Here is a 23,655-nt window from a genome sequence, read left to right as displayed (position 1 = left end):
TGAGCCCCACCGGCTCATGGAATGAATTCTCTGCTCACCGATCGGGCCGTCAGTCACCCTGACCGCCTCGCCGCGCTCGATGCCCTAGCGATCCTCGATACGCCGGCCGAGCCGGGTTTCGACGACGTCGTGCGCCTCGCGACCCGGCTGTGCTCGGTGCCGGTGGCGCTCGTCAGCTTGGTCAGTCGTGAGCGGCAATGGTTCAAGGCCCGGGTCGGTTTCGACGCGAGCGAGACCGACCTCGACCGCTCGGTGTGCAAGCTTGCCTTGACCGCCCCCGACCTCCTCACGATCCCGGATCTCGCCGCCGACCCGCGCACGGCCGGCAACCCGCTCGTAAGTGGCGATCCACACATCCGCTTCTATGCCGGCGCGCCGCTCCGGCTCGACGGCGGCCTTGTGATCGGCTCGCTCTGCGTCATCGACACCGTGCCCCGTCCCGAGGGACTGACCCCCGAGCAGGCTGACGATCTGCGGGCGCTGGCTCGGCAGGTCGTGGCGCAATTGGACTTGCGCATCGCGCTGCGCACCCGGAACGCCGCGCTCGCGGCGGAGGTGCGTCTCAAAGGCGATGTTCTCCGAAGTGAGAGCCGCTACCGGTCGCTGTTCGAAAAGCTCGATACCGGCTTCTGCGTCATTGAGATGCGCTTCGAGGACGAGGACGGCGGTCTCCGGGCCGTCGACTACCGGTTCCTCGAGGTCAACCCTGCCTTCGCCGCCCAGACAGGGCTCGCTGATGCCGCCGGGTGCTGGATGCGCGATCTCGCACCCGATCATGAGCAGCATTGGTTCGATCTCTACGGACATGTCGCCCTTACCGGCGAGGCGGTCCGCCTGGAGAACGGAGCCGCCTCCCTCGACCGTTGGTACGACGTCCAGGCTTTCCGCGTCGGCGCGCCGGAGGAGCGGCACGTCGCCATCTTGTTCAACGACATCTCAGACCGCCGCGCGGCCGAGGTGGCGCTCCGCGCCAGCGACACGCGCTCGCGGCTCGCCCAGGAGGCCGGACAGGTTGGCACCTTCGAGCTCGACGTCGCCACCGACGAGATCGTGGTTTCGGCCGAATACTGCCGCCTGCACGGCTTGCCGGTCGCGCCCGTCTACACGCTCGATGCCGTGACCGCCCCAGTCCTCATGGCGGATCGCGCCACGCTCTCCACCGCGGCGTCGCGCGCGGACGGCAGCGCAGCCGAACCCATCGAGTACCGCATCCGGCGCGCCGACGACGGTGCGCTGCGCTGGATCGCCCGCCAGTGGCAACCGACGCGCGACGAGAGGGGCACGATCGTCCGCTGGTTCGGCACGGTCCGCGACGTCACCGAGCGGCACGTCGCGCAGGAGAGCCTTCGGGTCAGCGAGGAACGGTTGAGCCTCGCCTTCGAGGCGTCGGGCTCCCTGGGGTGGTGGGACTGGGACATCCCGAACGACCGGCTGTACGCGGGCGAGCACTTCGCCCGGATGTACGGGGTCGATCCCGCGCTCGCCGTCGGAGGCGCGCCGCTCACGGCCTTCGTCGACGGTATCCATCCCGACGACCGCGGGTGGGTGGGCGAGCGCATCCAGCAGGCGCTCGACACAGGCGGCGAGTTCACCGAGGAGTACCGCCTCCTCGCCCCCGACGGCACGGTGACCTGGGTCTACGCGCGCGGGCGCTGCTACCACGATGCCGCGGGCCGGCCGCTGCGTTTCCCGGGCGTGGTGACCGACATCACGGAGGCCAAACATGCGGGCCTGCGCCAGGAGGCGCTGCTCAAGCTCGGCGACCACTTGCGCGACCTCGATACCGTAGCCGACTTCGTGCAAGCCGCCGCCAAGACCATGGCGGAGGTCCTCGGGGCAACGCGGGCCGGCTACGGCTTGGTGAACCCCGTCGACGAGACGATCGACATCCCGACGGACTGGTGCGCCCCGACGGTCGGCTCCCTCAGTGGGGCCCACGCCTTTCGCGATTACGGCAGCTACATCGACAACCTCAAGCGGGGTGAGATCGTCGTCATCGAGGACGTCACGCAGGACCCGCGGTGCCAGGCGATGGCGGACATGTTCGTCGCCATCGGCGTCCGCTCACTGATCGACGTGCCGGTGATGGAGCGGGACCGGCTCGTCGGCGTCGGCTTTGTCCATTACGCCCGGGCCCGGAGTTTCAGGCCGGAAGAGATCGCCTTCATCCGTACGGTCACCGACCGGGTGCAAGTGGCGGTGGCGCGGGTTCAGGCCGAGCAGCAGCGCGTGCTCCTCAACGGCGAGCTGTCCCACCGGCTCAAGAACACCCTGGCGATGGTCCAGGGGATTGCTGGCCAGACGCTCCGGGCGGTGCCGGACCAAGCGCCGGTCAAGGCCTTCACCGAGCGGCTCATCGCTTTGTCGCGCGCCCACGACGTACTGATGCAGGACAGTTGGGCGGCGGCCCCCATCCGGTCGATCGTCGAGAAGGTCTTGGCCCTGCAGACCACCCTCACCCGCTTCCGGATCGCGGGGCCGACCCTCGCCCTGGCTCCGCAGGCGACACTGTCCCTGTCCCTGCTGCTGCACGAATTGGCCACCAACGCGATCAAGTACGGCGCACTCTCAGTCGAGGGCGGCATTGTGCATGTGGCTTGGCGGATCGAGGAGGGTGCCGAGCGCACGGTCGTGCTGGAATGGCGGGAGCGCGGCGGCCCACCCGCCACCGCGCCCACGCGGCGCGGCTTTGGGGCGCGGCTCATTCAGACCGGCCTTTTGGGAACGCGGGACACACACCTGGATTATACCCCCACGGGCCTGGACGCGGAGTTCCGCGCGCCCATCTCGCAAGTCGTGGCATCGTGATCGGGGCAGACGCTGGTCCTCGAAGGGAAACTTCGTGACCGCATCGAGTGACCGCCGGCCCATCGTCCTCCTCATCGAGAACGAGCCGATTCAGATGATGGTGTTGTCCGACCTCATCGAGGAGGCGGGCTGCGACGTCGTCGAGGCGACAACGACGGCCAAGGCCATCCAGATCCTCGAACATCGGGGCGACATCCGCGTCGTGGTTGCCGATCTCGATGTGCACGGGTCGGTTCTCGGATTGCAACTGGCCGCGATGATCCGCGACCGCTGGCCGCCGGTCGAGTTGATCCTAACCGGGGCGGTGAAGCCTGACCTGTCGAGCATCCCGGCCCGGGGCGTGTTTTATGACAAGCCGTTCGACCAGGGCAGGCTCGTCCAGAGCATCCGGTCCTTCGTGTCGGCGAACCAGTGAGCGGTTACTTGTAACGCTTTTCAAGCGACGCACGCGGGCGACACAGTTGTCTGCTTAATTTACTTCCTGCTCGTTAGCAGACGGTCTCAAAACCACCCGACCCCGCGTTCAGAAGTGCCAATCGGCGGGACTGGACATGGCGAATAGCAGCTGATCCGCTATCAGCCTGCGACAGCCCTGAAATAGACATTCGTAGCTCGGCTCGATTGGACGGGAAACGTCGGACCCGTGGGTCTGTCTGTTTGGGAGCCTACGCGCCGGCATCGACACACGGCAACACTGTCGACCTGGACGGCAACCTCATCCACTGCGAGCACGGCTAACGCCGCCTATCTCAGACGGCGCCGGATGGGACCCACACCGCCCTGATGGGACCAACACCGCCCTGGTGGAAACCAATGAGGGGCGCCGCTTCAACGCGCCGAACGATTTCGTTTGCGCGAACGACGGGGCACTTTTGTTCAGCGAGCCCGTTCGCGGAGACGCCAGCCTTGGGGAACGCCGGGTCTTCGCGCAGGTCGAGCCCGGCGTGCCGGATGGCTTCCGCGTGGACCGCAGCGGCTGGATCTGGACGCGTTCCGAAGACGGTGTGCAAGTCTACTCGGCCGAGGGGCACCGGCTGGGCCTGATCCCGACGCCGCAACTCTGCTCCAACGGCTGCTTCGGCCCCGGCGAGGAACGGCTTTTCGTGACCTCGAAACAGCATCTCTACGCCCTCGACCTCGCGGGCGGCTGAGCGCGAGGGCCGGCGGAACGGCTCACCGGAACGTGACAACCCCTGCCTCCTCGGCTGGAACGCTCCCTAGGACCGCCGGTTAGCCCGACAGACGCTGCGCGATCGACCGCGCGTCAAATCAGGATTTCCGTCGCAGCTTTCGATGCGCCGCCCCGGAACGGGGCTGCGCGACCGCGCAGATTCGAGGAGTGCGTTCCATGGCCGAAGCCGTTGCCGACTTCTTCTGGAAGCGCCTCGCCGAGTGGGGGGTGAAGACGATCTTCGGCTACCCCGGGGACGGGATCAACGGGCTCCTCGGCGCGCTCCAGCGCAACGACCTGCCCTTCGAGTTCATCCAGGTCCGGCACGAGGAGATGGCGGCCTTCATGGCGACCGCCTACGCCAAGTTCACCGGCGAGGTCGGCGTCTGCCTCGCCACCTCGGGCCCCGGCGCGACGCACCTGCTCACCGGCATGTACGACGCCTACTCGGACCACGTGCCGCTGCTCGCAATCGCGGGGCAGCAGGCGCGCAACGTCAACGGGGCGCATTACCAGCAGGAGCTCGATCTCACGAGCGTCTATAAGGATGTCGCAGCCTACGTGCAGCAGGCCGCGAGCCCGGCCTCGGTCCGCCACATCGTCGACCGCGCCATGCGCATCGCGAAGGCGGAGCGGAAGGTCGCGGCGATCATCCTGCCGAACGACCTGCAGGACGTCCCCTACGAGGCGCCCGTGCGCAAGCACGGCAACACCTTCTCGGGGGTGGGCTACACCGCCCCGAAGGTCGTGCCCTTCGACGCCGATCTGCGCCGGGCCGCCGACGTGCTCAACGCCGGCAAGAAGGTCGCGATCCTGGTGGGCGCGGGCGCGCTGCACGCCACCGACGAGGTGATCGCGGTCGCCAACAAGCTCCAGGCCGGCGTCGCCAAGGCGCTGCTCGGCAAGGCGGCGCTTCCGGACGACCTGCCCTTCGTCACCGGCACGATCGGGCTTCTCGGCTCCAAGCCCTCCTCCGACATGATGGCCGAGTGTGACACGCTGCTGATGATCGGCTCCGGCTTCCCCTGGGCCGAGTTCCTCCCCGAGGAAGGGCAGGCCCGCGGCGTGCAGATCGACATCGCGCCGGAGATGCTGTCCCTGCGCTATCCCATGGAAGTGCCGCTCTGCGGCGAGTCCGCCGAGACGCTGACCGCCCTGCTGCCCCTGCTGGAGCAGAAGAAGGAGGGCGGCTCCTGGCGTACCGGCATCGAGAAGGGCGTCGCCTCCTGGTGGAAGGAGGCCGAGGATCGGGCCATGGCCAAGGCCAACCCGGTCAACCCGCAGCGCGTCACCTGGGAACTCTCCCCGCGCCTCCCCGAGCGGGTGATCGTCACCTCGGATTCCGGTTCCTGCGCCAACTGGTACGCCCGCGACCTGAAGATGCGCCGGGGGCAGATGTGCTCGCTTTCCGGCGGCCTCGCCTCCATGGGCGCGGCGGTGCCCTACGCCATCGCCGCCAAGGTTGCCCATCCCGACCGGCCGGTGATCGCGCTGGTCGGCGACGGCGCCATGCAGATGAACAACATGGCCGAGCTGATCACGGTGGCGAAGTATAGGCACCGCTGGTCGAACAAGACCTGGATCTGCTGCGTGTTCAACAACGAGGACCTGAACCAGGTCACCTGGGAGCAGCGGGTGATGGAGGGCAACCCGAAATTCGAGGCGAGCCAGACCATCCCGAACGTGCCCTATCACAAGTTCGCCGAGCTGATCGGCCTGAAGGGCATCTATGTCGATGACCCCGCCAAGATCGGCCCAGCCTGGGACGAGGCGCTGGCGAGCCCGGTTCCGGTGGTGCTGGAGGTGAAGACCGATCCCGAGGTGCCGCCGCTGCCGCCGTTCTTCACGCTCCAGCAGGTTCAGAACTTCATGTCGATGCTGGGCAAGGGCGATCCGAAGGAGCGCCATCTGCTCGTCGACACCGCCCGCCAGGTGCTGAGCTCTGTGTTACCCGGCGACCGGAAGTAGGGCCGGGATCCGGCTCCGATCATGCGCACGGATCCGATGATCGGGACGGTGCGGGCGCGGGCCTTCACCGTTCCCACCGACGCACCCGAGGCGGATGGCACCTTCGCTTGGGACACGACCACCCTGGTGGTCGCCGAGATCGAGGCCGGGGGCGAGACCGGCCTCGGCTACAGTTACACCGACGCCAGCATCGTGCCTCTCATTACCAAGACTCTGGCCGCGCGCCTCTCCGGGCTCCCGGCCCTCGACATCCCGCGGGCGAACGCGGTGCTGTGGGGTGCGGTGCGCAACCTCGGCCGCTCCGGGCTCGCGGCCACCGCGATCTCGGCCCTCGACACGGCGCTGTGGGACCTGAAGGCGCGCCTCCTCGGCCTGCCGCTGGCGAGCCTGTTCGGGCGGGCGCGGGAGCGGGCCGAGATCTACGGCAGCGGCGGCTTCACGAGCTACGACGATCGGCAGTTGCGCGAGCAGCTCGCCGGCTGGGTCGAGCAGGACGGCTGCCGCGCTGTGAAGATGAAGATCGGCAGGCAGCCCGAGCGCGATCCGGCCCGCATGGCCGCCGCGAAGGCGGCGATCGGCGCCGCGCACTTGTTCATCGATGCCAACGGTGCGTTCACGCCGAAGCGTGCCGTCGCGGTCGCGCGGGCGGCCGAACCGTTCGGCGTGGCGTGGTTCGAGGAGCCGGTGACAAGCGACGATCCCGCCGGGATGGCCTCCGTCCGCGCGGCGGCGCCCGCCGGCATGGAGATCGCGGCGGGGGAATATGCCTACACCCTTGACGACCTACGTGGCCTGCTTGCGGCCGGTGCGGTCGACGTCGCGCAGGCCGACGTGACCCGCTGCGGCGGCTACAGCGGCTTCCTCAAGATCGCGGCCCTCTGCGAGGCGGCCCATATCGACCTCTCCGGCCATTGCGCCCCGGCCCTGCACCTGCCCGTCGCGGTGGCGGCGCCGCACTTCCGGCACCTCGAATGGTTCCACGATCACGTCCGCATCGAGCGGATGCTGTTCGACGGCGCGCCCAAAGCCCGGGACGGGGCGATAGCCCCCGACCTGACCCGGCCGGGCCACGGCCTCATCCTCAAGACCCCGGACGCCGATGCCTACGCTGTCTGACCGCGGTCCCCGCCCGCCGGAACGCCACCGCGGCGCGCAGGGATTGTCCGGGCCTGCCCTGAAACGGCGCGTCGCCCCGGTGCGGGCCGAGGCGGCGGTGCACCCGGTGGTGGTCCTCGCCGCGGCTGCCATCGGCGCCGGCCTGCTGACGTGGTTCGCCTCCGGCCGCTCGAAGCGCCTCGGTCCGGCGGGCTCGGAGGGGCGCCGCTACGCGCGACGCGGAAGCGCGGTGACCGCGAGCGCGGCGCAGCGCCTCAATCACGCCTCGACGATGCTCGCGGCCTCGGTTCTGTTCGATTCCGGTCTGGAGCATTATCGCGGCCAGTTCTTCAACCGGGCGATGTACACGCCGATTATCGTGTCGAGCGTCACCCTGGCGGCGTCCCTGCACGGGGCCGGCGATACCGACCCCGGCAGCTCCCGCGTCCGGCACGGGGTGCAGGCGCTGGCCGGGCTGACCGGCCTGATCGGTTTTGGCTTCCACGCTTACAACGTCGGTAAGCGCGAGGGCGGCTATTCCTTCCAGAACCTGTTCTACTCCGCCCCCATCGGCGCACCGATGGCGCTGACGCTCGCCGGCATCCTGGGCGTCATCGCCGAGCATGTTCGCGACGCCGATCCCGACGCCCCCCGGCTCGTCGGCCTGCCGGCCGGGCCGGCGCTGGCTCTGGCGACCGCGGGCATGCTCGCCGGCACGACCCTGGAGGCCGGGCTGCTACATTTCCGCGGCGCCTTCCAGAACCCGGCCATGTACATCCCCGTGAGCCTGCCGCCGCTCGCCGCCGCCCTGCTCGCCCGCGCCGCCGCCAAGCCGGCGGGTGCGAACCAGGCCGGGGCCAAGTGGGGAATGTGGGCAGTCTCGGCGATGGGGGTCGGCGGCGTCGCCTTCCACGCCTACGGCGTCGCCCGGATGATGGGCGGCTGGGACAACTGGCGCCAGAACCTCATCGACGGGCCGCCGCTCCCAGCCCCGCCGTCCTTCTCCGGCGTCGCGCTTGGGGGCCTCGCCGCCCTCGAACTGCTCGAACACCGACCCTTTCGCTTCTGAGCCGGGTGTCCCATGCTGCCGAGACGTGACCTCTATCCGGGCTACGACGTGCTGGCGAAGCGCGACAGCCCTTCTTGGAACGCCAAGACCCGCGCGGTTCTCGACGAGCGCCTTAGGATCGGCCCTGAGACGCGCCGCTTCTTCGACGAAGCCGAATGGCCGACGATAAAGGCCATCGCCGACCGAATCGTGCCGCAGCCGGTGGACCGGGCTGACCCGGTTCCGGTGGCAGCCCTTGTGGACCACAAGCTCGCCACAGACACGCGCGACGGTTACCGCAACCCCGAGCTGCCCGAGGAGCGCGAGGCGTGGCGCCTGGGGCTGACGGCCCTCGACGCCGAGGCGCAGGCGCGGTTCGGCGCGCGCTTCCATGAACTCGGCACCTGGGCGCAGGACGCGCTGCTGAAGAGCGCCGAAGTGGGCGAACTCACCGACGCCGCCTGGGCGGGCATGCCGTCCAATCTGTTCTTCCACAAGCGCGTCCTGCCCGACGTCGTGAAGGCCTACTACGCCCACCCGACCGCCTGGAACGAGATCGGCTGGGGCGGCCCAGCGAGCCCGCGGGGCTACGTGCGCATGGATTTCGACCGCCGCGACCCCTGGGAGGCGGCCGAGGCCAAGCCCGGCCGCGAGGACGAGGCCTACGAAGATAACCTCCTGGTCGGCCGGTAAGGATTGTCCCACCCATGCGCATCCCCGGCCTCGGCAACGCCGCCGACAACCCCAAGCACGCCATCCCCGGCAACGACCCGGAGCACCAGCCCCGCGCCCGCGACGGTCGCGCGCCCAACGTCATGCGGATTGGCGAATGGGTTCCGATGCGCCAGCACCGGGACGACGAGGAAGTCGATTTCGCCATCGTTGGCACCGGCGCGGGCGGCGGAACCCTCGCCTGCCGGCTCGCCGAGCGCGGCTTCTCGGTGGTCGCCTTCGATGCCGGCCCGTATTTCCGGCCGCTCGAGGATTTCGCCTCGGACGAGAGCCATCAGTCCAAGCTCTACTGGACGGATGAGCGCATCGTCGACGGCGAGAACCCGCTGCAGATGGGCTCGAACAATTCCGGCAAGGCGGTGGGCGGCTCCACCGTCCACTACGCGATGGTAGCCCTGCGATTCCGACCGGAATGGTTCAAGGCCCGCACCCTGATGGGCTACGGCGCCGACTGGCCGATCGATTGGCGTGAGATGTGGCACTATTACGATCAGGTCGAGGACGACCTGAAGATCTCCGGCCCGGTCTCCTACCCCTGGGGACCGCACCGGCGCCGCTATCACCGCCGCGCGCACGAGATCAACGCCGCCGCCAAGGTGCTGGCCCGGGGGGCCGAGGCAATGGGCATCGGCTGGACGCCGACGCCGCTTGCCACGGTCTCGGCCCCGCACGGCGATGCGCCGCCCTGCGTCTACCGCGGCTTCTGTACCCTGGGGTGCTCCACGAACGCCAAGCAGAGCGTGCTCGTGAGCTACCTGCCGCGCGCCTTGAAGGCCGGCGCCGAGATCCGCGACCTCGCCATGGTCGGCCGGATCGAGACGAAGAACGGCCGCGCCAGTGGCGTCCACTACTTCCGCGAGGGGAAATGGCGGTTCCAGCGCGCGAAGAACGTCGTGGTGGCGGGATACGCCATTGAGACGCCGCGCCTGCTCCTCAACTCGGCGAACCAGGAGTTCCCGGACGGGCTTGCCAATTCCTCGGGCCTCGTCGGCAAGAACCTGATGGTCCAGGGCAACCAGGCGGTCTGGGGCGTCTTCGACGAGGAGATCCGCAGCTACAAGGGGCCGCCCTCGCTCGCCATCAGCGAGCACTGGAACTACGACGACAGGGGTCACGGCCCCTTCGCCAAGGATTTCTTCGGCGGCTATTCCTACATGAGCCAGGGCCCGCTGCCCCAGCTCTGGGCCAATACGCAGGCCTCCGCCCACGGCCTGTGGGGCGAGGCGCTGGTGGCCGAGATGCAGCGCTACAACCACGTCGCCGGGCTGAAGGTCGTCTCCGAATACATGCCGCAGGAGCGCAATCGGGTGACGCTCTCCGACGTGAAGGACCAGTACGGGCTGCCGGTGGCGCGCATCACCTATTCGTGGTGCGACAACGACAAGGCGCTGAACCGCCACGCGCTCAAGTTCCTGCGCGAAGCCCTCGTCGCGGCAGGCGGTCGCGAGGTCTGGGACCAGGGCGACGACACCTGCCACCTCAACGGCACCGCCCGCATGGGCGCTGACCCACGCACCTCCGTCGTCGATGCCGATTGCCGCTCCTGGGATATCCCGAACCTGTACGTTTGCGACGGCTCGGTCTTCCCGACGGTCGGTGGGGTCAACCCGTCGCTCACCATTCAAGCGATCGCGCTGCGTACGGCAGACCGAATTTCGTCCCGTGAGAGGTGATACACGCGCAGCGCTGTAGGACGGCGCAACGATCGGCATCTTCTGAATAAAGGTGCGCAAGTCGACGAGAGTGACAAAAGCGCGAAATCATGGGTCGGATCTGGTCGAAATCTGGGTACCTGCTTAAGCGAAAGCCAGCTGGAAAAGCAGACGACCTCCTATCGACCCAACCCGTTTGTTTAGGATCGACGCAGCTGTCTTCAAGAGCGGAGGTGGCAGGCCCCCGGAGGCTACAGCGCGTCGTCCTCTGCGTGCTACCCTCCACAGGCACGACGACCCTGGAAGACCCTCGCGGCCACGGTTCCGACCCTTCTCGTCGCTCAGCCCACCGCCGCCAAGCCGTTCGGAAGCCCGCTCGCGGCGTTCTCCGCCAAAGCCCTCCCGACGAGCTAAGCCCGGTACCGCCGCTTCGGTCATCGCCCCCATCGCTACGGCCGCCATGACGGCTACCGCAAGGGGCCTGATGTCGGTGCGGCCGTCGGCGCCGGTATCGGCGGCTTGGCCGCCGGGGCGCTCATGGGCGGCGCCTTCGCCTACGCGCAGGCGCAGGCCGCCCGGGGCGCGGCGGACGGCGAGACGGTCGCCGCCTGGGCTCGTCGGTTCCGCTCCTACGACGCGGCCAGCGGTACGTATCTGGGCAACGACGGCGCACGCCATCCTTGTCCTGATTGTTCGGACCGCTTCGGCGAGGACGCGTCGCAGCCGGTGACGTGGGCGGTCTCCAGCTTGACCCCGAACTGGACGAGATGAATGCAACCGAGAACGGTCAGGGTCGGACGAAACCAGAACAGGTCGCCGAGGATGTCGATCCACGCGTGCAGCGGCACCTTCAGGACCGCTCCTCCGCCCGGCGGTCGGTAGCGTCGTCCTCCCGCAGCACGCGCCACCGGGCACGCGGCGGACTCTTCCCGGCGGGCCACCCCTCGCGCTGCCGGGAGCGGTCGCCGTCGGTCTCCTCGGTCTGGTCGTGGAACAGGATCTGGCTTGTCGGGTACGGCAGGTCGATGCCGGCGGCGGTAAGCGCCTCCTTCACGTTGGCGATGGCGTGGTCGAGCGCGTCGACGGCGTCTCGGCGCCGGGGCGGGTCGACCCACAACCGGGCCGTCATGTCGACGCCGGCTGCGCCGAGCCCGGTCACCAGTGCCTCCGGCGGTGGCTCGGCGAGCACGCCGTCGGTGCCGCGCAGGGCCTCGACGATGACCCGGCGCGCCTCGCGGATATCGTCGCCGTTGCCGATGGTCAGCGGGAAGGCGAGCCGTCGCTTGTCGTGGGCGGTGATGACCGTGATCTTGTCGACGAACAGCGTGGCATTGGGGATAAGCACGCGCTGGTTGTCGTAGGTCCTTAGCACCGTCGCCCGCACCCAGACGTCCTCGACGGTGCCCTCGTGCGAGCCGGCGCGGATCTGGTCGCCGATGACGAAGGGACGGGTCAGCAGGATCAGGATGCCGGCGAGCAGGTTCTGGAGGACGTCGCGGAAGGCGAACCCGATGGCCACGCCGCCGATGCCCAGGAGGTTGAACAGGTCGGCGGCGGACACCGATGGGAACGCCACCGAGGCGGCTACCAAGAACGAGACCAGGACCGTCACACCACCGGCGATGCGGCCAAGGACGGAGGCCGAGCCCGGAGAGGCGTCCCGAAGTTCCGCCGCGCGCCGGACGGCGGCGCGCACGCCCTTGGCAATCAGCAGACCGATGCCGAACAGGACGAGCGCGATGGCCAGTCCCGGCAAGAGGGCCACGGCCGAGCGACCGAGTTCTTCGAGCCGCCCGAGCGCTTCGGAGAAGATCATTGGGTACCGGAGATCATGAGAAAGCCGCCGGAGGCAGTGGTGCCATCCGGCGGCGCATGGTCACCCGCGGCAGCTTCGAGAAGCCGCGGGGCGGGCGGGTCTTAAGCAGGTTGCGCAACAATGGCGACTGCTTTTGCGACGAAAACCTGCGCCATACCAAAGACCTAAGCAGGCGAAGCGTGGGCCTGCCGACGCAAGTCTGCTTGGGGTCAGCGCCGCGGGCCGCCGGTGGTCCCACCGTACTGCTGTCCGCGGGCGCCGCGCGAGGGCATGCCGGCGTTGCCATGGCTGGCCGAGCCCTGGCGCATCCGGTGGCGCCGGTGCATGCGCACCTGCACGAGGTCGGCGTTGGCCGGGGCGGTGACGCCGGCCGCGTTCATCGGCAGGGCCGCGGACGGCAGGGTCGTGGCGGCAATGCCGATGCCGGCCAGGCCGGTGACGACGAATGCGGCGAGGAAGGTCTTCTTCACGCTGGAACTCCTTGTACCATGCTTTCGCCGACCAATCCTGGGCCTCCGGCCAAGGACAGCGGCGCGCCGCCTCGGACGCGTGATCGCCGTCGGTAACGTGCAGTGCCGGAAACCGTTCAGCAAAAGCTGTTTTGCGTGGGATCCGCGCCGGACGAGCGTGGTTGGATCGGCGCCTCCGGCAGGCCGGCATTCACTTCGGATCCCGCCAGGAACCAAGCCGCGTGGGGGGACTTGCGTTTCGGCATGCCCATCGCCCGGGCTCATGAAATGGAGCGCAGTATCATGGTGATCGCCCGTCGTCGTCTCCGCTCCGGTCGTGTCGCGGCCATGCTGCTCACCGGCGCCGTCGCCCTGCTTTCGGGGGCCATGGCGTCGGCGCTGCCCGCAACCGCGCAGTCGGCCGGTAGCGCCATCGACCAGCCTACGGCCGGTACGCTCCCGCCCGGAACGTCGACGGTGAAGGGTAGCGGTGCCGCGCCACGCAATCAGGCCACCGGCCAGGTCGCACCGCCCAGCGCCATCCAAGCGTCGACGGACGTGATGCAGTCCGACGGATCAGTCCAGGGCAAAGAGCAGGGGGGGCGGACGGATCCGATCAAGCATCTGCCCAAGGATATGCGTCGATAACGCGTGCTTGCGCCTGGGTTCGCCCAGGGTCACGGCAATGATCAAGGCGGAACCGACCCTGCTCGTCCACGGTGAGCGCCTGGTCGAGGGTGCGATGCGCCGTCAGCGCAAGACGCGGGACGATGTCCTCGCGGCCTTGCGCTCCGAGGGGCTCGACGACCTCTCGCAGGCTGCGGCGGTCGTGCTCAAGACGGACAGGTCGATCAGCGTGCTGAAGGCGCTGTCCGGGCGCTGGGATGGATTGACCGGCATCGCGCGCCGAAGACACGCTCCGATTTGAAACCGAAGTTACGCCTGTGGGGCGCCACCCCGATATGGCCTGCGCGGGATCGCCGGGGTCGATGGGAAAGCTGCGGCGTGCCGAACGGAACGGCCTCCGACATTCGATTTCTACACGCACGTCGTGGCGCTGACGACCGAGCCCGACGCCGCCCTGCGGTCCTAGTGCCAGGCGCCGCGCTCGAAGGTGGATCCCCGGGCTGTGTGGGGAGCCAAGCACCACCACCAGGAGCCCTCGTGGGACTGGATCGCGTGACACGCCGAGTCCGCCAGCGCGCCCCTGAGATCGTCACAGGCAGCCGACCCATTCATCTGCACCCTCCCCCGAGACGCAGAGTAGTCCACGACCAACCGGGCCCTATTCTACAAGATCGACAGAGAGATTCGCAGGACGCGCATCCATGGCGTGCCCGGAATTGATGGAGGCTGAGCGGCACCGGCGCAGTGTGGCGAATGGATCGAAGCTTCGCAGATACGCGAATGCGCGCAGTGGCACGACAACCTGGCCGGACCTGTGGCCGGGCCGAATTCAGTAGATACCGGGATGACCTCCCCCAGAGGGGAAAACTGGTCGGAGTGGCAGGATTTGAACCTGCGACCCCCACGTCCCGAACGGGGGCGTGGATCCCTCTATAACGGCCGTTCCCCTCCTTGCACAGAGGGGAGCGGCCGTTCTCGTTTCATCGCCGTCATCGCCAATTCGCCGTCCTGCGCGCCCATTCTTTGGTCGATCTTTGGTCGGTGCACCCTCTGTTCCATGCCCGGCGTGGCCCGTGCGAGGGCACGCTAACCGGGCGGTAACCGGTCCTGTGAACGGGGATGAAACGGCCCCCGTGCCAGCCTGCCGGCATGCCAGAGCTTTTCGACCTCAGCATCCCCATCGACGGCCAGGCGTTCGTCTGGGCGACTAGGCGCCGGAACATCCTGACCCAGGACCTGGCGCGGTTCGGCCGGCATTGGGCCCTCACGCACATGCGGGCAGACGGGCACCGGCCCCACGGGTTCGAGATCCGGTCGGCCGCCGACACCCTGGTGGGGCTGGTCGTCCACTGCCGTCGCGACCGGCGCGGGAGCGGCGGCCCCGGGGACGTGACGACGTCGCGTGACTGGATCGTCCTGCCGGCGCGGGGGCCGACGCCGAAGCGTGTGACGCGGGGCAGCCACTTCGCCGTCTGGCGCTGCGCCTTGCTGTATGCCCAGGCACCCATGCTCGAAGCCCGGCGGATCCGCGAAGCGGCCCGACGCGAGGAGGCACGACGGCCATGGCCGGTGGACCCATTCGACGCCGAGGCCATGGACGGCTTGACGCCCGCCATCCCGTGACCCAGGTACCACTCTCCGCTGCATAAGCGGTTCCCCGGCCCAGCCGGGCGTAAGAGCCTCCGGCAACCCCGGGGGCCCTTCGCGTTTACCGGACGCGTCAACCGCCGCGAAACTCGGGCGTGCCACGGTCCGGGCATGAGACCCACCGATGACCTCGCCGGCCGCCTGCGCTGGCTCGACAAGGTAGCCACCCACGCCCGTGGGTTGCCGGACGTCCCCGCCCCGCGGGCCGCGCTCCTCCAGGCCATCATCGAGTGGGCGCGCTCGCACGACCACGGCACCCAGGTCCTCCCCCGCGAGGGCACGCGACCGGCGGACACCATCGACCGTGAGCTCCGCGCCCTGCAAGAGTATGTCGAGCAGGACCGCCGCGCCCGGCAGCAGTACAGCGACCTCCCCCAGAACACGCGCGCGGATGGTTCAGGGGAGCCTGTCGGACCGGACTGGCCATTCTACGAGTAGCGACGTCCGCATTTGCGGACGGTTGGATAGCGACTGAGCCAAACCTCCCCCGGCCTGCCGGGCGGCCTCTCGAATTGGGGGGTCATACGACAGCCGGGGCTTTTCCCCTCAACCCCTGACGGGGTCCTCCACGCTGTTTCGGCGCTTCGCGTGCGGGTCGCCCTCGTCCGTCTCCAGGCCCTCCCATCGAGGCCGCGCAGGGCGGCCGAGGGAGACGACCATGGCCCAGTTCGACATCCACCAGACCGTCACCAACTCGATCATCGCGACCCTGGAGGCGGGCGAGGCCGGGCAGTGGACCTGCCCCTGGCACCGGCGCGGCGGCGGGCTCCCCCGGAACGCACTCACCGGCAAGGCCTACCGCGGCATCAACACGCTCAGCCTCTGGGTAGGCGCGCAGGCCGCCGGCTACAGCGACGACCGCTGGGCGACGTACCGCCAGTGGGGCGAGCTCGGGGCGCAGGTCCGAAAGGGCGAGAAAAGCACCCTGGTGGTGTTCTGGAAGGACCTCGGCAAGGACGAGGAGGACCGCCCTCGGTTCGTGGCGCGGGCGAGCTACGCCTTCAACGCCAGCCAGGTCGAGGGCGCGCCCGAGGCCGGGGAGCCCCTGCCCCCGAGCGAGTGGGTCATCCCCGAGGTTTTCGAGGGCTTCGTCGACCGGACGAATGCGACGATCATCCGGGGCGGCGAGATGGCTTGCTACATACCCAGCCAGGATCTCATCCGGATCCCGTCGCAGTCCCGGTTCCCAGAGGCACACGGCTACGCCTCAACCATGCTCCACGAGCTCGTACACTGGAGCGGGGCCAAGGGGCGCCTCGACCGCGACCTCTCCGGCAGGTTCAAGACGCAGGCATACGCCGCCGAAGAGCTCATCGCCGAGCTCGGGTCGGCGTTCCTTTGCGCGGAGCTCGGGCTCGAAGCGACCCCGCACCCCACCCACGCCAGCTACCTGGCTTCCTGGCTGACCCTCCTGAGGAGCGACCCCAAGGCCATCTTCACCGCCGCCAGCGCGGCGTCCCGGGCGGCCTCCTACCTGACCGCCCTCCAGAGCCAGATGGCTGAAGCCGCCTAAGCACTCGGGCCCCGGGCAACTGGGGCCCTCGATTCCATATCCGGACCTGGAGACCTCCGATGCGCCGCGCAGCCCTCGTCACCCTCGCGATCCTCGCCATCCCGACCGCCGCAGATGCCCGGCGATATCCCCCTCCACCGCCGAACCCCCCGGAGGCCCTCTATCTCCAGGCATGGCGCCGAGCAGCCGATCTGCCGCCGTCGAATGTTCTCTGCCGCCACCGCATGCCCCGGCGTCTCATGAAGGCACTGCACGACAGGTGCCTGTACCTGACCGCCGGCATGACGGCTCAAAACTGCGGCGTCGAAGACACATGCGCGCGCACACTGGAGGAGCTTCAGGCCTGGTGCGGCAAGGGCGACCGCCACGAGGTTCCGTGTTCGGACGCGTCGCTCGCGGGCGCTCAGTAGCGCCCCTCAGAACCAGGCCGGCCGCCCTCTCGCGGTCGGTCATGACCCCCCCTGCCAACGGCACTCGCCATTCAGCCTGCGGAATAGCTCGTCCGGCATGGTGGGCAGGTCGCGGTGGTCCCCCATCTCGCCGCCCAGTTCCTTCCCGTTCGGGTCAGTCCAGTCCCAGGCCTCGATGCCCTCCTCCTCGGGCCACCAGGTAGCGGCCTCGACGGTGTAGCCCTCGTGCAGCGCCCAGGCCGTCACGATGGCCCGGCGCAGCGGCGTGTCCTCGCGGTCGGTCATGCCATCCTCTTGAAGCGGTACTTGCTGGCCTCGGCGAGCCTGCCGGCCTTGACGGCGAGGTGGTCTCGCCAGGCCTGCCGGTGGACGTCCGCCGGCGTGATGCCGAGCTCGGGATCCGCCGCGTCGGCCGGCACGCTGGCGAGGGACGGGGGCATGTCGCCGAGGTTCGCGACCAGCCGCTCGACCTCGTAGTGCAGCAGGCAGGACCGCTCGCTGGGGAAGTAGTCGCGGGCCCGGAGGTAGGTCTCCCGGCTGCCGGCGAAAGCGGCGGCCGCCACGATCATCGTCCAGAAGGCATCCTCGGCCGGCCGGTTCCGCATGAGCACGGGGCCGGTCGGCTGCGTGATCGTCAGCGGCTCCGGCGGCATGAGGTGCCTCCGCTCGGCGAGGAAGAACAGGCCGGCGATGCCCTCCGCGTGTTCCAGCAGGAGGTCGGCGGCCTTCTCCAGGGCCTCGCAGGCGGCTTCGTGCTTTTCGGCTTGCGTGGGCTCAGCCATGGAACGACCCCGTCGCCGGGAGCGCGGCCGCCTTCGCCCGGGGCGGCCATGGAAGGTATGGGCGACCATCCCGCACGGGATCGAAACCGGGCGAGTTACCCGCTCGCGCGACCTTCTCCTCGGCCGACAGCCTTTCGTCGTAGAGGATGTCCAGGACGAGCCGGAGCATGCGCTCGTGGTCGTCTTGGATGTGCGCAGTGGCCGCCTTCGGCATGGCCGGCTGAGGCCTCGACGTCAGCACCGTTTCGGTGCCGTCGGCGCGGGTGATCGTCTTCACGACCGGGAAGCGGCCGGCGAACGGGTTGACCCGCTCCGTCTCCGCCGCGGCGCCCCAGACCGGGTGGCGGGTGAGGTCCTTCTCCGCGGTCATGCCGCCCTCCGGTGCTCGGCCGGGGCGAGCTCGATGGCGGCCGCGGGGTCCTCGCCGGCGACGTCGAGGTAGACGGACAGCAGGCTGTGCCGCGTCGTCAGGACATTGCCGTCATACCGCTCGACGATAGCCAGGTGACGTTCGCCGAGCTTGATGGGCCGCCGGGTCCAGTGGCAGGTCCACGGCTTGCGCGCCCGGACGACCTGGCGCCGGAGCTCTTCGGCGCCGTCCTGATCGCCCTCGAACGGCGAGGCCGTCAGGATCAGGTCATCGGTCATGGCCTCCGCCTGGACGAGGAGCCATTCGAGATCGGCGGGGCCGGCCTTGTGGTTGTTGATGCGCCTGACGATGCGCGCCAGCCGGCTGGCGTTCTGCGTCTCGACCTCCTCGAAGACCTCGTCGCAGAGGCGCACGACCTCAGCCACGCTCGCCTCTCCGAACAGGGCGGATACAGCGACGGCCTTGCGCGCGAGGTCAGCGCCGCGGCAGCCGCGCCCGATGCCGACGGCCACCGCGTCGAACAGGTCGGCCGGCGGCGCGCCCCAGTAGCTGCCGCCGAGGACGGTGAAGTGGTCCTGCGCCGCGCGGTCGCCGTGCATGGCGGCCTCCCGCTGCGCGAGCAGTTGGGCGCGGGCTTCTAGGGAGAGCTCGTCAATGTACCGCATGGAGGCCTCGGAGTGAGTGAGGCCGTGATCGTCATCCCCGCGGACGCCTGTCACCAGAGCCCGACGTGCGGCTCACTGCGTCCCGCGTCGGCCTACGTGCGCCCACCGTAGGCCGACGTGGCAAGGATCAAGCGCAATCGCGCATGCGCCGACCGATTCGTCGCCGAAACCCCGAATTCGGTCCCCGGAGGCCCTGTTTGGGCGGGTCCGGGGCGCGTGGCCGGGGCGGGGCAACGGGGGGCCTAGAGGGAGCCAGCCGGCGGCGCGCGATTGCCCCTGGCGGCAGGCGATTTGAGCCGGACAATCCATGGGCGTCGGACATCGACAGCCCATTCGGAGCCGCCGCCCATGCTCAAGTCCATCCTCGCGTTCGCCGGCCTGACCCCGGCCCCCACGCCGAAGCGCCCGCCCTCGGCGCGTCGGACGCCGGCCAGCGCTACGCGTCCGACGCCCGCCCCCGTGTCGGACACCGTGTCGGACGCCGCGCGCACGGCCGACCTGAAGGCCCGCGCCGCCGCCCTCCGGACGGACCCGAACGTGCGGTTCGTCGAGGCCGTCGCGACGGTCGTGAGGACGTACGACAGGCACTCCACGCAGCCCAGCGCGGAGCAGCTGCACATCGCCATCAACCGCCTTGGCGAGGCCGCGGAGTACATCCGGGCCGTCTACGCCGGCGGTGGCCGCGTCGCCGTCCTGCCCCTGTCGCAGCACGCGGAGAGGCGCCGGACGGCTGCCTATCGCGAGCACATCCAGCACCTCGTTCGGACCGACCTGGATAGGTGGGAAGCCGGGGCTCAGGCTGTCGATAAGGCGGCCGCCGCCGCGAAGAAGTTCGGTGATGACGCGCAGCCGCCCATCGCGCTGCCTGACGACGTCCGGGAGAAGCTCGACCAGCGTGCCCTGGAGAAGCTCCGGCGCATCAACGAGGCGGCCGCCCGGCGTAGCGGCGGCGGCCAGGGCGGCACGGACGGATCTTCCGGCCCCCAGGGTGGCGCCGCGCCCGCCACGCCCCCCGTCCCCCCTGTCGCTCCCAAGGGCGATGACGAGCCGGAGGGCCACGAGCCCCCGGCCGGTCCGAAGCGGTGAAGGGGGAGGCAGACATGCAGACGTCCGACGTGCAGTCGTCCGACACGATGGAAAAGGTTGGAGTTAAGCCAGCCATGGCGGTCGGACATGCTCCGCATGCCGCCCCCCAGTCGCCCCCCGCCTCGGGTGGCTCGCTGCCAGGGGCGTTGCCCCGTGGACCCCAGCCTGCGGCGCCTGATTACCGCAAGCTCGCCAGCAAGGTCGACGTCAGGCTCACCGCCCCCCTGCGGGCAGCCCTGACGGCTGCGGCGAAGGCCGAGGGCGTCACGGATGGCGCGCTCATCCGGCGGTGGGTGGCCGACGCCCTCGGACTGGACGCCGAGGCGGACCGCGCCTCCGCCCCCCGGGTGCGGATCCCGCCGGAGGAGCAGGCCGTCCTCGCCGGGGCGCTGCGCGACCTCGGCGCGCTCTACGAGCCCCTGTCGCGGCCCTCAGTGCCCGCGGACGAGGTCAAGGCCGGCCTCGACCGGATCAGGTCGGCCGTCATGCCAATCGTCATCGGCCTGGGGAGGTCCGCATGAGCCCGCTGGAGCGCAGCATCGACCGGGAGCTCCGGCGCAACCGCCTCCCTGTCCACGTCCGCCGGCGGCAGGCACGGCGGCTCACCGCAGCCGTCGAGGCCGCCGGCTACGCCGTCCCCGGGCCGCTCGTCCCGGGCGACCCTGTCCTGAACCAGGCCGCCCTTAGTGGCGCACAGGTCGCCATCGGCTTCGTCCAGGCGGCGAGGCAGCTGAGCGCCGGCGTCGAGGAGATCGTCCGCAGGCTCCAGGGGAGGCTCTGATGGTGGACGAGTGGGACGTCATCCACGCCGCGATCCTGCGCCTCCGCGCACGGGCCGGCGACGCCCGGGAGACGGCCGCCGACGTCGAGGAGTGGCAGGCCGACGTCCGGCACCGTGTCGAGGTCATCCTCGGCGACGCCGGGCACCCGAGCCAGGATCGGCTCGACGACGCCCGCGAGGTCCGGTTCGAGATGACCCGGCCAATGTTCGGGGCCTCGCGATGATCTCGGGCGCCGAGCGCGGCAAGGGCGGCGATGCCTTGGCCCGCCACCTCCTCAAGCCGGAGAACGACACGGTCGAGGTCCTCGTCCCGCGGGGCCTCGGCAGCCGGGATCTGATCGGGCAGGTGCGCGAGCTCGTCGCCCTGTCGCTGGGCGGCCGAACGGACCGGCCGGTCTACCACGTGCACTGCGACCCTGATCCCGCGATCCAGGACAATGACGGCGCGAGGGCCCGGTTCTGGGCGCTCTTCGAGGCCGAGTTCCGACTGGGCGGCCAGCCCTTCGCGGGGGCCGTCCACGTCAAGCACGGCAGGCGCCACGAGCACCGCGTCTACAGCCTCGTCCGCCAGTCCGGCGCCGTCGTCGACCTGGCTTGGGACTTCTTGCGCAGGGAGCGGTGCGGCCGGATCGTGGAGTACGAGTTCGGCATGCCCTCGCCAACGCCGAGCAAGCACTCGCGGGCCATCGTCTCCGCGCTGCGCCAGGCCGGCCGGGACGACGTCGCCGCGTGGATGGAGGCCTCCGGGACGACCGATGCGGCCCGGCCGGTGGCCCGCCTGAGCCCTCAGGAGCGCCTGATCGAAACCCGCACCGGCGTCCCCCTCGACGACCTGCGCGCGGCCGCCCTGGCGGCCTGGACCGCGTCCACCGACGGCGCCGCGTTCCTAGCCGCTCTGCGCGAGCGCGGTCTCGACCTCCGGCAGGGGCGGTCCGGGCCGGTCGTCGTGGACCGCACCGGCACGGCCCACCTCGCTACCCGCCTCGTCGGCGCCGCAGCCCGGCGCGCGGACGGCACACGCATTCCCGCCGCCGAGGTCAAAGCCCGGCTGGCGGGCCTCACCCTTCAGAACCACGGAGAGACACATGGACAGGATCGACGAGCTCACGACCGAAGTGCGGTCGCTCAGGCGCCTGGTGGAGGCCCTCGTGACGGCGCTGGCGCCGGAGGAAACCCCGGCCGAGAAGTCGCTCATCGAGGCGCTGGGGGAACTGACGCAGACGGTGGACGATCAGACAGGCGTAGTGTCGAGCATGCACTCAGCCGTCTCGTCGCTCGCCCGCGCGAGGCCCGTCTCCGAGGCCGCCTGAGGCTCATGGCGCCGGGGCGCAATCGCGAGCTCGCGTACGCCCTCGATGGGATCCGCCGCAGGGACTGGGTGTGGGTGCCCGGGATGACGGACATCTGGGGCCTGCCGATCACGCCGGACGGCAGGCCCAGGTTGGGCTAGGCGGCCTTCCGGGGCCGCTTCTCCTGCGCCGCCGGCGGCGTCCGTCCGATACGGGCCCAGCCGGCGGGCGTCAGCCTCTCGTACGTGAACCCTTTCTTAGGCCGGTACCATCCTTTCTCCAGCCCGTGCACCGCCCACCATGCGCCCCTCGGGCTGCACGAGATGCCTCCGCATGGCGAGGGCGTGATGCTGTCCCACTCGGCCTTGCTGTCGCCCTCGACGGACCCGACCGCCGCGAGCAGGGCCCGGGCGTTCGCCAGAGACAGGTCCCCCCAGGTCAGATGCAGGCCGACCGCGCACTCGACGTACCCGCGGTCCGTGTGGCCCATGCTCCCGGCAAGGCTGCGCCAGCCTTCGTCGGTCGCGAGGTCGACGGCGTGGTGCCACTGCCCGTTTCTGGCGTTCGGGTGCCACACAGCCCGCAGGCCGGTGGCGGCCTCGACGCGCATGACGAAGGGGAGGTCGGCGCAGGCCGGGGTGTTGAGGTACAACCCTGGCTCCGTGGCGAACCAGGGCTGGGTGTAGGCGACCGGGAAGGCGACGGACCGCGGGTGGAACGGCGCGTCCTTGTCCCGGATGAGCCCCCCGAAACCGGGCTCGTGGATGGAGCGGATGATCCCAGCCTCGACGAGGGCCTCCAGCGGCGACAGGATCGGCGCCGGGACGAGCGTGAGGTCGAGGAGGTCGGCGAAGGACGCCTGGCGGGGGTCAGGGCGGCGGGCCATCAGAGCAGCCCTCCCTGCGCCGGCAGGCCGAACTCCTTCGCGATATGGGCCTTCATCTCGGCGCTCCCCCAGTCCGGCCCGCGGGCCCAGGCGTTGGTCGCGTCGTCCCAGTAGATGTACGGCTCCGGCCGCCCAGGCGCGGCGCTGGCGAACCCGAGGGCCTCGCCCTGGAGGTCGTCGGTGCGGTCGCAGTCCAGCAGCTGGTGGGACCAGTCGAACAGCACGACCTCGGCGGTCCAGTGCCTGCCCCGGGGCGGACGCCTCGCGGACAGGATCACGCGGATCGGCGTCGGCCTGTTATCCCTGCAGGCGAAGTGGTCGATGAACCAGGCCGCGTCCTCAGGCTTCACGCCGGGCGCGAGGATGACCTCGGGCGCCGGCTGGGGTGGCGGCGGGGCCGGGGCGGTCGCCCAGCCCCTCTCCTCCCGGAACTCGTCGAGGGCTTCCAGCGCCTCACGCAGCTTGCCGATCCTGCGCTCGACTTCGCCCCGCAGGAACGCCGTTGCCCCCTTGCCGGGGCCATTGCCCTCGCCAGCCGCCCACCGGCGCACCGCACGCGGGTCCTCCCCGCACGCGCGCGCCAGGTCAGTCGTGTGGCGGTCGCCGAACAGGTGCTGCCCGATGCTCAGGACAAGGGCGGCGCCCGGCTTGAGCGCGATGGGCTCGACGAGGGGCGGGCCGCCGTTGCCGCCGCCGGCGTGGCGGCGCTGCTCCGGGCTGAGGGCGTAGCGGTACTCCCGCTCCGGCGACGGTTCGATGCCGGCGGCGGCGTCGGCCTCGCGCTTGGCCTCGGCCTCCTCGTTGGCGATGCGCGTGTTCGCGGCGATGCGCGCGAAATGCTCGGCGAGCGTCTCTGCCAT

27 protein-coding genes and 1 pseudogene are annotated in these 23,655 nt (G+C 70.1%); 20 read left to right on the top strand and 8 right to left on the bottom strand.

Annotated features, from left to right (window positions below; genetic code table 11):
- Positions 1 to 21: 21 nt before the first annotated feature.
- The 9 genes and pseudogenes from BLQ49_RS30020 to BLQ49_RS30180 form a co-directional block, all read left to right on the top strand.
- Complete coding sequence (locus tag BLQ49_RS30020) at positions 22 to 2,808, top strand: PAS domain-containing protein (protein WP_091714130.1); 2,787 nt, start codon at positions 22 to 24, stop codon at positions 2,806 to 2,808.
- A 34-nt stretch (positions 2,809 to 2,842) separates the two neighbouring features.
- Positions 2,843 to 3,223 carry a response regulator gene (locus BLQ49_RS30015; RefSeq protein ID WP_208859021.1) on the top strand — a complete coding sequence of 127 codons (381 nt, stop codon included), beginning with the start codon at positions 2,843 to 2,845 and terminating at the stop codon, positions 3,221 to 3,223.
- A gap of 388 nt (positions 3,224 to 3,611) precedes the next feature.
- Complete coding sequence (locus tag BLQ49_RS05855; RefSeq protein ID WP_167627642.1) at positions 3,612 to 3,959, top strand: SMP-30/gluconolactonase/LRE family protein; 348 nt, start codon at positions 3,612 to 3,614, stop codon at positions 3,957 to 3,959.
- Between the two features lie 197 nt (positions 3,960 to 4,156).
- Entirely contained in the window at positions 4,157 to 5,947 is a 1,791-nt protein-coding gene (locus BLQ49_RS05850) for a thiamine pyrophosphate-requiring protein (RefSeq protein WP_091714125.1), read from the top strand.
- Between the two features lie 21 nt (positions 5,948 to 5,968).
- Positions 5,969 to 7,063 carry an enolase C-terminal domain-like protein gene (locus tag BLQ49_RS05845; RefSeq protein ID WP_091714123.1) on the top strand — a complete coding sequence of 365 codons (1,095 nt, stop codon included), beginning with the start codon at positions 5,969 to 5,971 and terminating at the stop codon, positions 7,061 to 7,063.
- Complete coding sequence (locus tag BLQ49_RS05840) at positions 7,047 to 8,111, top strand: hypothetical protein (RefSeq protein ID WP_091714121.1); 1,065 nt, start codon at positions 7,047 to 7,049, stop codon at positions 8,109 to 8,111. The genes BLQ49_RS05845 and BLQ49_RS05840 overlap by 17 nt, the downstream gene beginning before the upstream one ends.
- Before the next feature lie 12 nt (positions 8,112 to 8,123).
- Positions 8,124 to 8,783, top strand: a complete 660-nt coding sequence (locus BLQ49_RS05835) for a gluconate 2-dehydrogenase subunit 3 family protein (protein WP_091714119.1) — start codon at positions 8,124 to 8,126, stop codon at positions 8,781 to 8,783.
- A gap of 14 nt (positions 8,784 to 8,797) precedes the next feature.
- Complete coding sequence (locus BLQ49_RS05830) at positions 8,798 to 10,495, top strand: GMC family oxidoreductase (protein WP_091714117.1); 1,698 nt, start codon at positions 8,798 to 8,800, stop codon at positions 10,493 to 10,495.
- 285 nt (positions 10,496 to 10,780) lie between these two features.
- Positions 10,781 to 11,161, top strand: a pseudogene (locus BLQ49_RS30180) (BA14K family protein); the annotation flags it as partial.
- A gap of 163 nt (positions 11,162 to 11,324) precedes the next feature.
- On the opposite strand, the gene BLQ49_RS05820 reads toward BLQ49_RS30180, so the two are convergent.
- Entirely contained in the window at positions 11,325 to 12,290 is a 966-nt protein-coding gene (locus tag BLQ49_RS05820; protein ID WP_091714113.1) for a mechanosensitive ion channel family protein, read from the bottom strand.
- A 209-nt stretch (positions 12,291 to 12,499) separates the two neighbouring features.
- A complete protein-coding gene (locus BLQ49_RS05815; protein WP_091714111.1) occupies positions 12,500 to 12,760 on the bottom strand; it encodes a hypothetical protein in 261 nt (86 codons plus the stop codon).
- 282 nt (positions 12,761 to 13,042) lie between these two features.
- On the opposite strand from BLQ49_RS05815, the gene BLQ49_RS05810 reads away from it, so the two are divergent.
- The 6 genes from BLQ49_RS05810 (at position 13,043) to BLQ49_RS28845 (ending at position 16,936) form a co-directional block, all read left to right on the top strand.
- Positions 13,043 to 13,387: a hypothetical protein gene (locus BLQ49_RS05810; protein ID WP_244507457.1), complete on the top strand. Its 345-nt coding sequence runs from the start codon at positions 13,043 to 13,045 to the stop codon at positions 13,385 to 13,387.
- 7 nt (positions 13,388 to 13,394) lie between these two features.
- A complete protein-coding gene (locus tag BLQ49_RS05805; protein ID WP_342028157.1) occupies positions 13,395 to 13,667 on the top strand; it encodes a YetF domain-containing protein in 273 nt (90 codons plus the stop codon).
- A gap of 848 nt (positions 13,668 to 14,515) precedes the next feature.
- Positions 14,516 to 14,989: a hypothetical protein gene (locus BLQ49_RS05800; RefSeq protein ID WP_091714109.1), complete on the top strand. Its 474-nt coding sequence runs from the start codon at positions 14,516 to 14,518 to the stop codon at positions 14,987 to 14,989.
- A 135-nt stretch (positions 14,990 to 15,124) separates the two neighbouring features.
- A complete protein-coding gene (locus tag BLQ49_RS05795) occupies positions 15,125 to 15,451 on the top strand; it encodes a hypothetical protein (protein ID WP_091714108.1) in 327 nt (108 codons plus the stop codon).
- 220 nt (positions 15,452 to 15,671) lie between these two features.
- A complete protein-coding gene (locus tag BLQ49_RS05790; protein ID WP_091714106.1) occupies positions 15,672 to 16,526 on the top strand; it encodes an ArdC family protein in 855 nt (284 codons plus the stop codon).
- A gap of 59 nt (positions 16,527 to 16,585) precedes the next feature.
- On the top strand, positions 16,586 to 16,936 hold the full coding sequence (locus BLQ49_RS28845; RefSeq protein WP_143012213.1) for a hypothetical protein: 351 nt from the start codon (positions 16,586 to 16,588) through the stop codon (positions 16,934 to 16,936).
- Positions 16,937 to 16,975: 39 nt separating this feature from the next.
- On the opposite strand, the gene BLQ49_RS05780 is transcribed toward BLQ49_RS28845, so the two are convergent.
- Genes BLQ49_RS05780 through BLQ49_RS05765 form a run of 4 tightly spaced genes read right to left on the bottom strand, consistent with a single transcriptional unit; the run spans position 16,976 to position 18,753 of the window.
- Entirely contained in the window at positions 16,976 to 17,221 is a 246-nt protein-coding gene (locus BLQ49_RS05780) for a hypothetical protein (RefSeq protein ID WP_091714103.1), read from the bottom strand.
- The gene (locus BLQ49_RS05775; RefSeq protein ID WP_091714101.1) at positions 17,218 to 17,718 is read right to left on the bottom strand and encodes a hypothetical protein; all 501 of its coding nucleotides are present in this window, start codon (positions 17,716 to 17,718) and stop codon (positions 17,218 to 17,220) included. Before BLQ49_RS05775 ends, BLQ49_RS05780 begins: the two co-directional genes overlap by 4 nt.
- Positions 17,711 to 18,088 (bottom strand): hypothetical protein, encoded by a 378-nt coding sequence (locus tag BLQ49_RS05770; RefSeq protein WP_091714099.1) that lies wholly within the window; start codon positions 18,086 to 18,088, stop codon positions 17,711 to 17,713. The genes BLQ49_RS05775 and BLQ49_RS05770 overlap by 8 nt, the downstream gene beginning before the upstream one ends.
- Positions 18,085 to 18,753, bottom strand: coding sequence for a hypothetical protein (locus BLQ49_RS05765; protein WP_091714097.1), 669 nt, complete (start codon positions 18,751 to 18,753; stop codon positions 18,085 to 18,087). The genes BLQ49_RS05770 and BLQ49_RS05765 overlap by 4 nt, the downstream gene beginning before the upstream one ends.
- 348 nt (positions 18,754 to 19,101) lie before the next feature.
- On the opposite strand from BLQ49_RS05765, the gene BLQ49_RS05760 reads away from it, so the two are divergent.
- The 5 genes from BLQ49_RS05760 to BLQ49_RS29545 are packed head-to-tail and all read left to right on the top strand — an operon-like array spanning position 19,102 to position 22,070.
- Entirely contained in the window at positions 19,102 to 19,839 is a 738-nt protein-coding gene (locus BLQ49_RS05760) for a hypothetical protein (protein WP_091714095.1), read from the top strand.
- A 14-nt stretch (positions 19,840 to 19,853) separates the two neighbouring features.
- On the top strand, positions 19,854 to 20,360 hold the full coding sequence (locus BLQ49_RS05755) for a hypothetical protein (protein ID WP_143012212.1): 507 nt from the start codon (positions 19,854 to 19,856) through the stop codon (positions 20,358 to 20,360).
- Positions 20,357 to 20,620, top strand: a complete 264-nt coding sequence (locus BLQ49_RS05750; protein ID WP_091714091.1) for a hypothetical protein — start codon at positions 20,357 to 20,359, stop codon at positions 20,618 to 20,620. Before BLQ49_RS05755 ends, BLQ49_RS05750 begins: the two co-directional genes overlap by 4 nt.
- A complete protein-coding gene (locus BLQ49_RS05745; protein ID WP_091714089.1) occupies positions 20,620 to 20,844 on the top strand; it encodes a hypothetical protein in 225 nt (74 codons plus the stop codon). Before BLQ49_RS05750 ends, BLQ49_RS05745 begins: the two co-directional genes overlap by 1 nt.
- Positions 20,841 to 22,070: a hypothetical protein gene (locus tag BLQ49_RS29545; RefSeq protein ID WP_167627641.1), complete on the top strand. Its 1,230-nt coding sequence runs from the start codon at positions 20,841 to 20,843 to the stop codon at positions 22,068 to 22,070. Before BLQ49_RS05745 ends, BLQ49_RS29545 begins: the two co-directional genes overlap by 4 nt.
- Here BLQ49_RS29545 and BLQ49_RS05730 read toward each other — a convergent pair.
- Positions 22,067 to 22,795, bottom strand: a complete 729-nt coding sequence (locus tag BLQ49_RS05730) for a hypothetical protein (RefSeq protein WP_091714085.1) — start codon at positions 22,793 to 22,795, stop codon at positions 22,067 to 22,069. The two genes, BLQ49_RS29545 and BLQ49_RS05730, sit on opposite strands and share 4 nt — an antisense overlap.
- The gene (locus tag BLQ49_RS05725; RefSeq protein WP_091714083.1) at positions 22,795 to 23,655 is read right to left on the bottom strand and encodes a hypothetical protein; all 861 of its coding nucleotides are present in this window, start codon (positions 23,653 to 23,655) and stop codon (positions 22,795 to 22,797) included. The genes BLQ49_RS05730 and BLQ49_RS05725 overlap by 1 nt, the downstream gene beginning before the upstream one ends.

Origin of the sequence: Methylobacterium phyllostachyos (assembly GCF_900103445.1) — a bacterium.
Lineage (GTDB): Bacteria > Pseudomonadota > Alphaproteobacteria > Rhizobiales > Beijerinckiaceae > Methylobacterium > Methylobacterium phyllostachyos.
The sequence above is the reverse complement of the archived record's forward strand: the minus strand, read 5'-3'. Positions and strand labels throughout refer to the sequence as shown.

Bases quoted from the DNA above. Each gene is read 5' to 3' on its own strand.
- BLQ49_RS30020 (WP_091714130.1), top strand. From the start codon at position 22: ATGAATTCTCTGCTCACCGATCGGGCCGTCAGTCACCCTGACCGCCTC.
- BLQ49_RS05850 (WP_091714125.1), top strand. From the start codon at position 4,157: ATGGCCGAAGCCGTTGCCGACTTCTTCTGGAAGCGCCTCGCCGAGTGG.
- BLQ49_RS05845 (WP_091714123.1), top strand. From the start codon at position 5,969: ATGCGCACGGATCCGATGATCGGGACGGTGCGGGCGCGGGCCTTCACC.
- BLQ49_RS05840 (WP_091714121.1), top strand. From the start codon at position 7,047: ATGCCTACGCTGTCTGACCGCGGTCCCCGCCCGCCGGAACGCCACCGC.
- BLQ49_RS05835 (WP_091714119.1), top strand. From the start codon at position 8,124: ATGCTGCCGAGACGTGACCTCTATCCGGGCTACGACGTGCTGGCGAAG.
- BLQ49_RS05830 (WP_091714117.1), top strand. From the start codon at position 8,798: ATGCGCATCCCCGGCCTCGGCAACGCCGCCGACAACCCCAAGCACGCC.
- BLQ49_RS05820 (WP_091714113.1), bottom strand. From the start codon at position 12,290: ATGATCTTCTCCGAAGCGCTCGGGCGGCTCGAAGAACTCGGTCGCTCG.
- BLQ49_RS05810 (WP_244507457.1), top strand. From the start codon at position 13,043: ATGGTGATCGCCCGTCGTCGTCTCCGCTCCGGTCGTGTCGCGGCCATG.
- BLQ49_RS05800 (WP_091714109.1), top strand. From the start codon at position 14,516: ATGCCAGAGCTTTTCGACCTCAGCATCCCCATCGACGGCCAGGCGTTC.
- BLQ49_RS05795 (WP_091714108.1), top strand. From the start codon at position 15,125: ATGAGACCCACCGATGACCTCGCCGGCCGCCTGCGCTGGCTCGACAAG.
- BLQ49_RS05790 (WP_091714106.1), top strand. From the start codon at position 15,672: ATGGCCCAGTTCGACATCCACCAGACCGTCACCAACTCGATCATCGCG.
- BLQ49_RS28845 (WP_143012213.1), top strand. From the start codon at position 16,586: ATGCGCCGCGCAGCCCTCGTCACCCTCGCGATCCTCGCCATCCCGACC.
- BLQ49_RS05780 (WP_091714103.1), bottom strand. From the start codon at position 17,221: ATGACCGACCGCGAGGACACGCCGCTGCGCCGGGCCATCGTGACGGCC.
- BLQ49_RS05775 (WP_091714101.1), bottom strand. From the start codon at position 17,718: ATGGCTGAGCCCACGCAAGCCGAAAAGCACGAAGCCGCCTGCGAGGCC.
- BLQ49_RS05770 (WP_091714099.1), bottom strand. From the start codon at position 18,088: ATGACCGCGGAGAAGGACCTCACCCGCCACCCGGTCTGGGGCGCCGCG.
- BLQ49_RS05765 (WP_091714097.1), bottom strand. From the start codon at position 18,753: ATGCGGTACATTGACGAGCTCTCCCTAGAAGCCCGCGCCCAACTGCTC.
- BLQ49_RS05760 (WP_091714095.1), top strand. From the start codon at position 19,102: ATGCTCAAGTCCATCCTCGCGTTCGCCGGCCTGACCCCGGCCCCCACG.
- BLQ49_RS05755 (WP_143012212.1), top strand. From the start codon at position 19,854: ATGCAGACGTCCGACGTGCAGTCGTCCGACACGATGGAAAAGGTTGGA.
- BLQ49_RS05750 (WP_091714091.1), top strand. From the start codon at position 20,357: ATGAGCCCGCTGGAGCGCAGCATCGACCGGGAGCTCCGGCGCAACCGC.
- BLQ49_RS05745 (WP_091714089.1), top strand. From the start codon at position 20,620: ATGGTGGACGAGTGGGACGTCATCCACGCCGCGATCCTGCGCCTCCGC.
- BLQ49_RS29545 (WP_167627641.1), top strand. From the start codon at position 20,841: ATGATCTCGGGCGCCGAGCGCGGCAAGGGCGGCGATGCCTTGGCCCGC.
- BLQ49_RS05730 (WP_091714085.1), bottom strand. From the start codon at position 22,795: ATGGCCCGCCGCCCTGACCCCCGCCAGGCGTCCTTCGCCGACCTCCTC.
- BLQ49_RS05725 (WP_091714083.1), bottom strand. From the start codon at position 23,655: ATGGCAGAGACGCTCGCCGAGCATTTCGCGCGCATCGCCGCGAACACG.